Origin of the sequence: Gordonia paraffinivorans (genome assembly GCF_900683595.1) — a bacterium.
Classification (GTDB): Bacteria; Actinomycetota; Actinomycetes; order Mycobacteriales; family Mycobacteriaceae; genus Gordonia; species Gordonia paraffinivorans.
Map to the genome: position 1 here is coordinate 376,731 of NZ_CAACYD010000006.1, position 12,485 is coordinate 389,215.

The 12,485-nt window shown below is 68.3% G+C and carries 12 protein-coding genes; 4 read left to right on the forward strand and 8 right to left on the reverse strand.

The window, feature by feature from the left end; translation table 11 throughout:
* Positions 1–4: 4 nt before the first annotated feature.
* The 6 genes from pstB to E1P53_RS08605 all read right to left on the reverse strand — a co-directional run bounded on the left by pstB (position 5) and on the right by E1P53_RS08605 (position 5,750).
* A complete protein-coding gene (pstB, locus tag E1P53_RS08580; protein ID WP_006901720.1) occupies positions 5–781 on the reverse strand; it encodes a phosphate ABC transporter ATP-binding protein PstB in 777 nt (258 codons plus the stop codon).
* Between the two features lie 47 nt (positions 782–828).
* Positions 829–1,728 (reverse strand): phosphate ABC transporter permease PstA, encoded by a 900-nt coding sequence (pstA, locus tag E1P53_RS08585; protein WP_006901719.1) that lies wholly within the window; start codon positions 1,726–1,728, stop codon positions 829–831.
* Positions 1,729–1,730: 2 nt separating this feature from the next.
* Positions 1,731–2,753, reverse strand: a complete 1,023-nt coding sequence (gene pstC / locus E1P53_RS08590) for a phosphate ABC transporter permease subunit PstC (RefSeq protein ID WP_131734031.1) — start codon at positions 2,751–2,753, stop codon at positions 1,731–1,733.
* Positions 2,754–2,822: 69 nt separating this feature from the next.
* Positions 2,823–3,893, reverse strand: a complete 1,071-nt coding sequence (gene pstS / locus E1P53_RS08595; RefSeq protein WP_131734032.1) for a phosphate ABC transporter substrate-binding protein PstS — start codon at positions 3,891–3,893, stop codon at positions 2,823–2,825.
* Between the two features lie 155 nt (positions 3,894–4,048).
* A complete protein-coding gene (gene mshD, locus E1P53_RS08600) occupies positions 4,049–4,957 on the reverse strand; it encodes a mycothiol synthase (RefSeq protein ID WP_006901716.1) in 909 nt (302 codons plus the stop codon).
* Positions 4,938–5,750, reverse strand: coding sequence for a winged helix-turn-helix domain-containing protein (locus E1P53_RS08605; protein WP_131734033.1), 813 nt, complete (start codon positions 5,748–5,750; stop codon positions 4,938–4,940). Before E1P53_RS08605 ends, mshD begins: the two co-directional genes overlap by 20 nt.
* A 208-nt stretch (positions 5,751–5,958) precedes the next feature.
* Between E1P53_RS08605 and E1P53_RS08610 the strand changes: the two genes are divergently transcribed.
* From E1P53_RS08610 to E1P53_RS08625, 4 genes are all read left to right on the forward strand, one after another.
* Complete coding sequence (locus tag E1P53_RS08610) at positions 5,959–6,822, forward strand: LmeA family phospholipid-binding protein (protein ID WP_131734034.1); 864 nt, start codon at positions 5,959–5,961, stop codon at positions 6,820–6,822.
* Between the two features lie 402 nt (positions 6,823–7,224).
* Positions 7,225–8,052, forward strand: coding sequence for a sulfurtransferase (locus tag E1P53_RS08615; RefSeq protein WP_131734035.1), 828 nt, complete (start codon positions 7,225–7,227; stop codon positions 8,050–8,052).
* A 17-nt stretch (positions 8,053–8,069) separates the two neighbouring features.
* Complete coding sequence (locus E1P53_RS08620; RefSeq protein ID WP_006901712.1) at positions 8,070–8,375, forward strand: DUF1416 domain-containing protein; 306 nt, start codon at positions 8,070–8,072, stop codon at positions 8,373–8,375.
* Between the two features lie 244 nt (positions 8,376–8,619).
* A complete protein-coding gene (locus E1P53_RS08625) occupies positions 8,620–9,354 on the forward strand; it encodes a heme-binding beta-barrel domain-containing protein (RefSeq protein WP_131734036.1) in 735 nt (244 codons plus the stop codon).
* A 72-nt stretch (positions 9,355–9,426) separates the two neighbouring features.
* On the opposite strand, the gene E1P53_RS08630 is transcribed toward E1P53_RS08625, so the two are convergent.
* Positions 9,427–11,205, reverse strand: coding sequence for an FUSC family protein (locus E1P53_RS08630; protein ID WP_165484409.1), 1,779 nt, complete (start codon positions 11,203–11,205; stop codon positions 9,427–9,429).
* 583 nt (positions 11,206–11,788) lie between these two features.
* Complete coding sequence (locus tag E1P53_RS08635; protein WP_109238743.1) at positions 11,789–12,427, reverse strand: hypothetical protein; 639 nt, start codon at positions 12,425–12,427, stop codon at positions 11,789–11,791.
* Positions 12,428–12,485: the final 58 nt, after the last annotated feature.

Here is a 12,485-nt window from a genome sequence, read left to right on the forward strand (position 1 = left end):
GCCCTCAGCCGAATCGTCCCGAGATGTAGTCCTCGGTCTCCTTCTTCGACGGATTGGAGAACATGGTCTCGGTGTCGCTGATCTCGACCAGCTGACCCGGCTGACCCACCCCCTCGAGGTTGAAGAACGCGGTCTGGTCGCTCACGCGCGCGGCCTGCTGCATGTTGTGGGTCACGATGACGATCGTGTAGTCCTTCTTCAGCTCCCCCATCAGATCCTCGATCGCGAGCGTCGAGATGGGGTCGAGTGCCGAACACGGTTCGTCCATCAGCAACACATCCGGTTCGACGGCGATGGCCCGGGCGATGCACAGACGCTGTTGCTGACCGCCGGACAGGCCGCCGCCCGGCTTGTCGAGACGGTCCTTGACCTCCTCCCACAGGTTCGCGCCGCGCAGGCTGCGCTCGGCCACCTCGTCGAGCACGGCCTTGTTCCGGACGCCCTGCAGGCGGAGGCCGGCGACGACGTTGTCGCGGATCGACATCGTCGGGAACGGGTTGGGGCGCTGGAACACCATCCCGATGGTCGCGCGGACGCTCACCGGATCGACGTTGCGTCCGTAGATGTCCTCGCCGTCGAGCAGAACGCTGCCGGTCGCGTAGGCGCCGGGCGTCACCTCGTGCATGCGGTTGAGGGTCCGCAGCACCGTCGACTTTCCACAGCCCGACGGCCCGATGAACGCGGTGATGCAGCGGGGCGGGACCTCGAGGGTCACGTCCTTCACTGCGTGGAAGTCGCCGTAATAGACGTTCAGGTCCTTGATGTCGAGGCGCTTTGCCATGACGTGAGTTTCCGTTTCTCGCAGGGAATGGAGGTCCGGTATCGGACTCAGGAGGACTTGGGCGCGAACAGACGCGCGACGAGCTTGGCGCCGAAGTAGACGAGGGCCACCAGGATGACCAGGCACAGCGCCGCGCCCCAAACCCGGTCGAGGGCGCCCGGGCCGTTGTTGTACTGCTGCACCATCATCAGCGGCAGCGATTCCTGGTTGCCGTCGAACGGATTCCAGTTCATCGCGCGGGTGGAGCCGACCAGGATCAGCACCGGGGCGGACTCGCCCATGACACGAGCGATGGCGAGCATCACGCCGGTGACGATCCCCGAGAGTGCGGTCGGCAGGACGATTCGCACGATCGTCTTCCACTTCGGGATGCCGAGCGCATACGAGGCCTCGCGCAGATCCTGAGGGACGATCTTGAGCATCTCCTCGGTCGCCCGGACCACCAGCGGGACCATCAGCAGCACGAGCGCGATCGCGACGACGAAACCGGACCGCGGCAGGCCGAGGGTGGTACGCCACACCGCGTAGACGAACAGCGCCGCGACGATCGAGGGCACGCCCGACAGGATGTCCACCATGAAGGTGGTGATCTTGGCGAGCCACGACTTCGCGGTGGCGTACTCGACGAGGTAGATGGCGACGAAGATGCCCAGCGGGATGGAGATCGCGGCGGCGAGCGCCGTTTGGATGAGGGTGCCGACGATGGCATTGGCGGCACCGCCGCTGCGTTCGGGCAGCGTCCACCAGTCGATGTCGAGAAGCGGTTCGATGCCGCGGATCACCAGTGTCGAGACCAGCCACACCAGGGGCACGAGCGCGACGAGGAGAGCGAGCACGACCGCGATCCGAACGACGTGGTCGGCGACGCGGCGTCGCCTCGCCATCGGCGCGAAGCCCGACGGCTTCTTGACCGGGTCGGCCGCGTGCGGGGAGGTGGCGACGGTCATGGTCACTTCTTTCCGGCGACCACCGCGCGGGCGGCGGCGTTGACGACGAAGGTCAGGACGAACAGGGTGAGGCCGGCCGAGATGTAGGCACCGGTCTTGGCGGGCGAGTCGAACTCCGCGGCGTTGTTGGCGATCTTGGTCGCGAACGTCTCGCCGCTCTCCATGAGGTCGAAGTCCATGGGTCCGGCCGTGGAGATGATGAGCAGCAGCGCCATCGTCTCGCCCAGGGCGCGACCGAGGCCGAGCATGCAGCCGGAGATGTATCCGGAGAACCCGAACGGCAACACCGCGAGCTTGACGACCTCGAACTTGGTCGCGCCCAGTGCCAGTGCCGCCTCGCGATGACCCTTCGGGGTCTGCATGAACACCTCGCGGGTGACGGCGGTGATGATCGGCAGGATCATGACCGCCAGCACGATCCCGGCGGTGAGCAGGGTGCCGCCGGTGGACATGTTCGCGACCTGCGTCGGCTCCTGGAAGAAGGGCAGGAACCCGAGATGCCCGACGAGCCACTCGTTCACGGGCACCATCGCCGGGCCCAGCACGAGGATGCCCCAGAGGCCGTAGACGATCGACGGGACCGCGGCGAGCAGGTCGACCGTGTAAGAGATAGGGCCGACCAGGCGCTTCGGCGCGTACTCTGTGAGGAAGATCGAAATGCCCAGGGAGACGGGCATGGCGAGCATGAGCGCGATGACCGAGACGACCACGGTCGCGTAGAACAGCTGCGGGATGCCGAAGGCGAGCCGGTCGCCGGTGGTGACCCAGTCGCCGCTGTAGGTGAAGAAGTTCTCCTCGTTGTCCAGCAGCGACGGGACCGCCTGCGCGAGGAGGAACACCGCGATGAGACCGATGACGACGGAGACCACCAGGCCCGAACCCACCGACAGGGTGCGGAACACCCGGTCGGCGATCCGATGACGGGCCCCGACCTGCAGACCGGCAGAACCCGTGCCGTCGGGGGATTCTCCGGGCGCGCCGGTCGCCGGCGGGACCGCGTCATCCTCGGTGGTCGGCGACGTCATGTGTGTTTCTCGTACCTCTGCTCTTGTCATCGGGTCTGCTCCCCGGTCTCACGGGCCGTCCGGACCGCCTCAGGCATTGCCGTCGCCGGCGAGCGCGTCGACGCTGGCCTGCAGTCGGGCCTTGAAGCCCTCGGGAACAGGCACGTATCCGAGCTCCTCGAGACCGGCCTGTCCCTGGTCGAGGATCGCGGTGAACGCGTCCTTCAGCGTGGTCGAGGTCTCGGCGTCGTCGTAGCCCGCCGAACACACGATGGAGTACGGGGTCAGCAGCAGCGGATAGGCTCCCGGGGTCTTCGACGCGAACAGGGCGTCGGTGTCGACGATGAGGTCCTTGCTGCCGGGATCGGCGAAGGTCAGCGCGTCCAGGGCCTTGCCCGCGCTCTGAGTATCGAGCGCGACCGGTCCGGCGCCGAAGTCGATGTCGGCGATGCCGAGATCGTTCTCGGTCGCGAAGCCCCACTCGACGTAGCTGATCGAGCCCGGGGTCTTCTTGACCGTGTCGGCCACCCCGGTCGACTTGGACGCGCCGGAACCGACATTCTGCGGCGCGAACTCCTTGCTGTGCTCGTACGGCCAGTCCGCCGGCGCCGAGGTCTGCAGGAAACGCTGGAAGTTGTCGGTCGTGCCCGAGCTGTCCGAGCGGTAGACGGGCACGACGTCGTCACCGGGCAGTGCGACGCCCGGGTTGAGGGCGGCGATCGCGGGATCGTTCCAGGCGGTGATCTTCCCGTCGAAGATCTTCGCGATGACGCCGGGCGTGAGCTGCAGCTTGTCCACGCCGTCGAGGTGATAGGCGATCGCGACCGGCCCGACCACGAGCGGCAGGTGCCACGGGTCGTTGCCGTTGCAGCGCGCCTTGGCCTCGGCGACCTCGTCGGGCTTGAGGGCCGAATCCGAGCCGGCGAAGTCGACGTCGCCGGCGATGAACTTCTTGATGCCGTCGCCCGACCCGCTACCGGTGTAGTCCAGGACGATCTCGTCTTCGTCGGAGAGGATCTGGCTGAAGTGCTCCATCGCCTTCTGCTGGGCGGTGGACCCCTCGCCGCTGACCGTCGGGGTGCCACCCCCGCTGCACGCTGTCACCAGGCCCAGAACCGCGATCGCCGACGCCGCCAGTGCGCCGTTCCCCTTGATCTTCACCGCAGGTGTTGCCTTTCCGTAGTAGGTATTCGCGCCCCGAGGTGCGCAACGACCTCGGACGTCCCGTGGAAAAGCTAGGCCCGCTCGGTGCACGGAACCCCGACGGAAGGTGAACGGAGGGTGAACCCCTGCGGTCGGCGTGGTGGCGAAGGCTCTCAGCCGTAGGCGACGTCGACCGCGTACCGCGAGAACCCGAGACGTTCGTAGGTGCGCAGGGCGGCGGTGTTGTCACCCTCGACGTAGAGGTTGATCTCCCGGACGCCGCGCCGGGCGAGATGATGCAGCCCGGCCAGGGTCAGCAGTCGCCCGAGCCCGCGGCCCTGGGCCTGCGGGTCGACACCCACGATGTACACCTCGCCGAGGTCGGCGTCGTGCAGCTTGGTCCAGTGAAATCCCAGGAGCGTCTGGGGATCTGAGGCGTCGAAGGCGAGGAAGAGCCCCTCGGGATCGAACCAGTCCGACCCCACCCGCTCGGCGATCTGGTCCATCGACCACCCGCCCTGCTCCGGATGCCAGTCGAAGGCGGCGTTGTTCACGCGCAGGATCTCGGCGTGGTCCTCCGGCCCGGCATAGGTGCGCAGGACGATCGACGGGTCGACGACGAGTTCGGGGAGTTCATGCCCCTCCCCCACCGGCCGCCGCAATTGAAGGAGCTCGCGCCGCTTCTCCAGTCCCATCGACGTCGCCAGCGCGACGGCAGCGGGCAGATCGCCATGGGCCCAGACGCGAACCCCGTTCGGCCCCAACGCCTGTGCGGCGCCGAAGGCGGTGTCGAGCAGCGCCCGGCCGAGTCCACGCCGCCGATGGTCGGGGTGCACGACGGCCTCGATCATCGCCGGCTCACCGTCGCGCCCGGGCACGATGTTCGCGTAGGAGGCGTCGGTCCAGACGTGCACCACCGGCGAATCCTCGCCGGCGTCAATGGCTTTCACCGCTTCGTCGGACAGCGGGGCGACACCGTCGACCGCCGTGGCGGCATGCACCATCGCGTGCGCGGACTCGGCGACGTCGGCCGGCAGCGCACCGCGATGCACCCGTGGCCGCTCAGTTCCCGGCACCGGCATGCAACTCCTCGTCGAACGAATCCGGACCGTCGAGGCCATCGGCGAAATCCGCGTCGGCCTCGACCGCGGAGGCGTCGGTACCCGCGGACTCGTCGGCACCCTCCGGCACCGGCGCACGCCCCTTGGTGGCGGGGCGCACCGCCTTGTAGCCGACGTTGCGGACGGTCCCGATCAGCGACTCGTGCTCGCTGCCTAGCTTGGCGCGCAGGCGACGCACGTGGACGTCCACGGTCCTCGTGCCGCCGAAGAAGTCGTACCCCCACACCTCCTGCAGCAGCTGCGCACGGGTGAACACGCGACCCGCGTTCTGCGCCAGGTACTTCAGGAGCTCGAATTCCTTGTAAGTCAGATCGAGGGGCCGACCCCGCAGTCTTGCGGTGTACGTCCCCTCGTCGATGACCAGTTCTCCCAGCGTGACCTTGCCGCTCGTCTCCTCGGCCGTCACCCCCCGGGTTCGCACGACCAGCAGGCGCAGTCGTGCGTCGAGCTCCGCCGGACCCGTGCCCGGCAACAAGAACTCGTCGATCCCCCAATCCGCGTTCACCGCGACCAGTCCGCCCTCGGTCAGCACCGCGGCGACCGGCACGGAGGACCCGGTGCTCCCCAGCAGGCGGCACAGCCCTCGTGCTGCGGCGAGATCAGCCCGCGCGTCGACCAGCGCCACATCCGCGTTGCCCGCCTCCATCAGCGAGGAGACCTCGGTGGGGGCGACACGCACGTTGTGAGCCAGCAGCGACAACGACGGCAGGACCGAATCCGGATTGGGATCGGCCGTCAACAACAAGAGATCCACCTAGCACTCCGATCTCGTTTTCGTCCCCGTCCCAGACCAACCAATCCGCTCACCACGCTGTGAACGCCTCCACACACACGGACAAGAATTGTTTACTCTGCCTTACCAGCGTGTGCGGGATAGGTGACAGAATAACGCCATCGACTTACTTCACCGTTAACAAGGCAGACCGGGGCACCGGGTGGTCCCGAGGGAGAGGGAGGACCTGGTGAGCAGGCCGGTCGTCCGGAAATCCCTCGTCGTCGCGGTCGTGGTGGTCGTGGTCGCGGCCGTGGCGGCCCTTCTCGCCGACGTCGCCACGGCGATCCGCAGCGAGCACCGGCTCTCCGTCGCCATCGCCGAATCCCCCCGCGTTCCTTACGATCCCGAGGTCACGCTCGCCGGCTTCCCGTTCCTCACCCAGGCCGGCGACGGCCGCTATTCCGGGGTGACGATCGCCGCGAAGGGCGTCGAGCTCCCCGGCTGCGAGCCGCAACGGGGTGTCTGCCGGGCCGAGCTCGGGGCCACGCTGGGCTCCTTCGACGGCCCGGAATGGGGGCGATTCTCCGGCAGTGATGTTCTGCACACTTCGTCGATCACGGCCTACACACGCCTCGACGCGGTCACCCTCGCCCGCTTCATGCGGATCACCGACCTCACCCTGAGCACCCCCGCCCCGGATGGAAAGGCAGGTGGCGGCGGCCCCCAGGACGGCGTCGTGTCGCGGTCGGAGGGGGTCGTGCTCACCGGCACCGTCGCGCTACCGCCGTCGGACGGGCTCGACCCGCGGAATCCGCCGTCTGCGTCGGACTACGACGGCCCGAAGGTGAAGGTGAGCGTCGCCGTGGACCTGTCGGTGACCGACGGCGCGCTGCGCATCCGCGCCACCGACTTCTACACCGGACCCGAGCGGCATGTCGCCGCCGACGTCCCGGCCGGGATGCGCGCGGCCGTCCTCGAGCGGTTCAGCATGACGCTGCCCCGGTTGCCGATGGCCTGGGGCGTCGAGCCGGAGCGCGCGGAGAGCTTCGGCGGCGACATCCAGCTCGTCGGGGCGTCGGGCCCGGCCGTCGTGCGGCCCCACGAATTCTGACCCCGTCGGCTTTTGCGCAGGTCACCGCCTAAACCACCTGGGCATTCGGCGTCCGGGGAACACTGTTGTACCCTCGTGGGCATGCAACAGCGCCGTGAGTTGATGCTCACCCGTCGCCGGGCGATCGACTTCTGTCGAGTCGCCTGTTGTTGCTGTCGCACGCACCGCTGACGGTGTGGCATGACATGCGCTGCCCCGCAGCACATCCATGCGCACCGCCGATGACGACGGGGTGCGTTTCTCCCGAGGCCTGAGTCCTCGTCTCTGCGCGCCTTCCGCTCGCCATCACCAGATCTGAGCCGTGGGCCGATTGCCTTCGTGCTCGCGTGTTGTTCACCGCGGGTTGTTCCGCACCACCTTGATCGATCGATCACAGAGATAACCATCCGAAAGGAACCAGACATGGCACGTTCCGATGTCCTGGTCAGCGCCGATTGGGCTGAGCAGAACCTCAACGCCGACAAGACCGTCTTCATCGAGGTCGACGAGGACACCTCGGCGTACGACGTCGGCCACATCCCCGGCGCCATCAAGCTCGACTGGAAGAAGGACCTGCAGGACGGCGTCCGTCGCGACTTCGTCGATGCCGAGCGCTTCTCGAAGCTGCTCTCCGAGCGCGGCGTCGCCAATGACGACACCGTGATCCTCTACGGCGGCAACAACAACTGGTTCGCCGCCTACGCCTACTGGTACTTCAAGCTGTACGGCCACAAGGACGTCAAGCTGATCGACGGCGGCCGCAAGAAGTGGGAGCTCGACGGACGTCCGCTCTCGAGCGAGACCGTCACCCGCCCGGCGACCGACTACAAGGCCTCCGAGCCCGACCTCAGCATCCGCGCCTTCCGCGACGAGGTCATCGACTCCATCGGCAAGAAGAACCTCGTCGACGTGCGCAGCCCTGACGAGTTCTCCGGCAAGATCCTCGCCCCGGCCCACCTCCCGCAGGAGCAGGCCCAGCAGCGCGGCCACATCCCGGGTGCGATCAACATCCCGTGGTCGACCACCGCGAACGAGGACGGCACCTTCAAGTCCGACGAGGAACTCGAGGCCCTGTACAAGGAGAAGGGCTTCGACGACAGCCGCGAGACCATCGCGTACTGCCGTATCGGCGAGCGCTCGAGCCACACCTGGTTCGTGCTGACCGAGCTGCTCGGCAAGAAGGGCGTCAAGAACTACGACGGCAGCTGGGTCGAGTACGGCTCGCTGGTCGGCGCCCCGATCGAACTCTGAGAAAGAAAGTAAGAACTATGTGTGCTGCACCCAAGCAGGGACAGAAGCTGCCCGCCGGCGTCGACGTGGAGAAGGAGACCGTCCTCACCGGGCAGGTCACCGACGGCTCGGGCAACCCGGTTGCCGGCGCGTTCGTGCGCCTGCTCGACTCGACCGGTGAGTTCACCGCCGAGGTCGTGGCCTCGCCCACCGGCGACTTCCGCTTCTTCGCCGCCCCCGGCACCTGGACGCTTCGCGCCCTCTCGTCGGTCGGCAACGGCGACGTGAAGATCAGCCCCGAGGGCCCCGGCATCCACGAGAAGGACATCGTCGTCTCCAAGTGACGATGATCCGGTCGTGACGCCTCGCGACCCATGACGCAACCCGGTCACCGTTTCGGTGGCCGGGTTTCGTCGTTTTCCGGCCCGTTTTCGCACCTCCGTCGCCAGGGTCCGGATGAACGGGGTCGGCCGGCGCGGGTTAGAATCTGCTCGTGGTTCTCTTCTTCGAAATCCTGCTGATCGTGGCCGCGGTGCTGATCACCTGGTTCGGCCTCTACACCCTCTACCGCCTCATCACCGACGAGTCGTGACGACGCCGACCGGCGCCGGTGAGCCCGGCGACGAGACGGCCCCCACCCCGTCGGACACCGGCGCGACGAGCAACGGAGCCGATCCTGCCGGCGACACCGTCGCCGCGCCTCGTCGTTCCGGCGACGAGGCGATCAGTCAGGCCGAGGCCCGGGCGCAAGCGTCCGGCAGCCGGGAGCGCAACATCCCCACTTGGGACGACCTGCCGATCCCGCCGGACACCGCCAACCTGCGTCTGGGTGCCGATCTGCATCCCGGCCTGCTCGCGCTTCTCCCCCTCGTGGGCGTGTGGCGCGGCGAGGGCGAGGGACACGACCCCACGACCGGTACGGACTACCACTTCGCCCAGCAGATCGTCGTCGCCCACAACGGGCAGAACTTCCTCAGCTGGGAATCGCAGTCGTGGGTCATCGACGATGACGCGAACTTCGTGCGTCCGGATCTTCGCGAGACCGGATACTGGCGGATCGGCGAGGACGACACCATCGAACTTCTCTTGGCCAACGCAGCCGGGGCGGTCGAACTCTTCTACGGCGCACCGCTGAACCAGACGTCGTGGGAGCTGACCACCGACGTCGTCATCAAGACGCAGACCGGGGTCCAGACCGGCGGCGCCAAGCGCCTGTACGGAATCGTGCCCGACGGCGACCTCGCCTATGTCGAGGAACGCGTCGACAGCGACGGCGACCTCACCCCGCGACTGTCGGCCAAGCTCCGCCGTCACGTCGGCTAGATCCGACCCCGACTTCCGCTTCCCTCGCCACGGCGCACCGACGTGCGCAGGTGGACGATCTCGTCCGCGAGCTCACGCACGTCCGGGTCCGACGAGCTCACCGCCGCTTCGTACGGCCGTCTCGGTTTCCCCGACCAGGTCATCGAGTGCGTCTGCGGCCGCGACCAGATCCGCCCTGGGCACCGGCCGCCGCAACGCCGAGATGCCGGTGATCCGGTCGGCGATCCGCTCGGCGGCGGTGACGAGCGGAATCCAGGACCAGGCCTCGGCACCGGCCGGCGGCGGCTCCGACAACGTGCGCTGCAGATGCACCCGGGTGTCGAACAGACGCCGGTACGCCCGCCGACGCTCGGCCGTCACCCGCTCCGCCGCCGCCCCGTCGGCAACGCCCCTGAGGTAGGCGGCCAAGGCCTCGATCGCCGCCGCGAACGCCGCGTCGACACGTGGATGCCGTTGCGACGGCCAGATCAGGTAGCCGAAGACGACGACGATGAGTCCGCCGATGACCGTGGTGATCAGGCGCGCTTCGCTGATGTCGAGGACCGACTCGTGCGGGACGACCGCGTCGATGAGGAGCATGATGAGCGGCGTCAGGAAGACCGCCTGCCAGAGATAGGACCGAGCCATCGCCCAGGGCAGGCAGGCGGCGAGCACCGCGATCGCGAGGGCCTCGCCCGCGGAGGTCGTCAGCAGGGCACCCACGACGACCGCGATCGCCGCGCCCGCAACGGTTCCCAGGCTGCGCAGGACGGCGCGGGAGAAGATCGAGCCCAGATCGGGTTTCATCACGAGCGCGACGGTGAGCGCGATCCAGTAGCTGTGCGCGACCGGGAGCAGATAGAAGGCGGCGTAGGCCAACCCCGTGCACAGCGCGAGGCGTGCCGCGGAGGAGACCAGGGCGACACCGGGCAGGGCGAGACGCGCGCGCTCGGCGACGGGGAGCTCGTCGTGTGCCGGACCGGCGCGCCACAACGCGTCTTCGAGCATGCGCACCCGGATCAGGGTGTCTCCGGTGGCGTCGATGGGCGTCAGCGGTCGACGACGCATCACCGCGGCCGCGCCCTCCTCCAGGCGATCGGCCGCACGCCCGCACAACTCGGGTTCGGCATCATCGGCGAGCAGGCGCGCGAGCAACTGATCGGCCGCGCGGACAACCGTCGACGCGCGGACATATTCGGGCGTGGGTCCGTGGGAGGTACCTCGCGACGCGATCCCCATGGCGTCGAAGGCGTCGATCGCCGTGATGGCGCGGGCACGTGCCGCGGCGAGATCGGCCGTGCCGTCCGCGCGGCACCGGGACAACGCGCCGAGCGCACGGATCATGTCGGCCTCGGCGGCACGCTGGGGACGACGCGGGTCGACCACCACCTCGATCGCCAGGACCAGTGCGCAGATCGCCGCGCCGACGACGAACAGGGCCGCCTTCCAGTACGGCGCAGCCGCGGGCACGCCGATCGCGATCGCCGCGATGAGCATTGCCTGCATCGACCCGACGGAGAAGGTGCTCGAGTACCCGCTCCCGACTCCGCAGGCGAACGCGATGACGGCCATCACCACGACCGTCAGCGCGTGCGGCGCTTGCGAGAGTGCGCCGAGGAAGTAGGCGGCCGCAGCGAGCGGCGTCGTGACCGCGATCTGCCGGAAGCGGACCGGATAGGCGACCGACCGCTCACCGGCGGCGAGCAACAGGGTGCCCATGCTGATCCACATGCCGATCAGCGTCTGGTCGCAGAGCGCACCGATCAAGTGCGGACCGCCGACCGTGATCGCAGCCCTGATCGATCGCGTCCCGTCGGCCACGTGGCGGGCGCGCAGGAGAGCAGCGTCCGAAGCCAGATCGAGGGCCGCCACGGCGCCTGAGGGGTCCCAGGACGTGCAGTCACCACTGCCGGTCTCCTTCTGCGGTCTGGGCTTTATCGCCTCTGGAGACTCGAACATTCGCAGCGCGGCGCACCTGCGGAGGCGAACTCGGTGCCGCAAATCGGACACCCGTCTCGGACCGCACGCTTCATCGGATCGGCTGTGGTGGGAGCTGGGGCGTCGTGCCGGGTGCCGACATGGAACGACCCCCGCACCGTGCTCGCAGAGCACCGAAGCCGACCGGACCGGGTCGGGATGCGGGGGCCGGGTGACCACCTGGTATTCGCTCGCTGCCGGCGGTGACCGCAGTTCTCACTGGGGTCGGTTCCGCCGCCTCGGCGACACGAATGCCACGCGGTCAGCAGCTAGCGGGTGGTCACCTCACATGTCCGATGAAAACTCACTACCAGACCACCTCCTTCCCTGTGTACCAGCGAAGCTACGCCCGCAGAGACCGCCCCGCAACGGATATTTCCGAGCCCCCGTGCAGAACGTGGGCCGAGGCGTATTCCCGGGCCTGCGTGGGGTGACCGTGGCGGGGGACCCGCCGACCGCCACTGCGAACGGCGCAGTGTCAGGGAACGGGCACGGGCTCCGGCGCCGGAGACGACGAGGGCTGGGGTGCCGGCGCCGACGACGGCGCCGTGGACTGCTGCCCGGGCAGCGGCTTGGCGTCCGGCGGCAGCGATTCGACGACCTCGATCTTGGACCGGAACGTGTCGTCGGTGATGACCTCGATCTGGTTGATCATCCAACGGTCGCCGTCGCGTCGCATGTCGAAGGTGAGCCGCGACGGGTTGATGCTGACGAGTTCCTTCTTGCCGCGGGTCACCGACTGATTCATGAAGATCAGCACCTTCGAGGTGTCGGCGGTGTTGGTGACCACGCCCGCGTCCTGGATGGTGACCTCGGAGACGACCTGTTGCTTGCGCACCTCGGCGGCGAGATTGCTCTCGGTGACCAGCTTGGAGTATTCGGGCTTGGCCGGTCCGGTGAGCACGCTCATCGACTTGTCGATATGCTCGCTGACGTTGTCGGCGTCGTAACCGAACATCGTCGTCGCATAGTCGCGAGCCGCGGCCAGCGAGGACTCGCGGGCCTCCTCCACCGATCGTCCCTCGGCGTACCGGTAGCCGAGGAAACCGGTCACCACGACCGCGGCGACGGTCAGGACCGCCAGGCCGATCGCGGCCAGGCGGCCCTTGCTCAGCACCGACCTCCTGGTGCCGCCGGGGCGTCGGGGCCGTGCGCCCTGGTCGGCGACCGGCGAC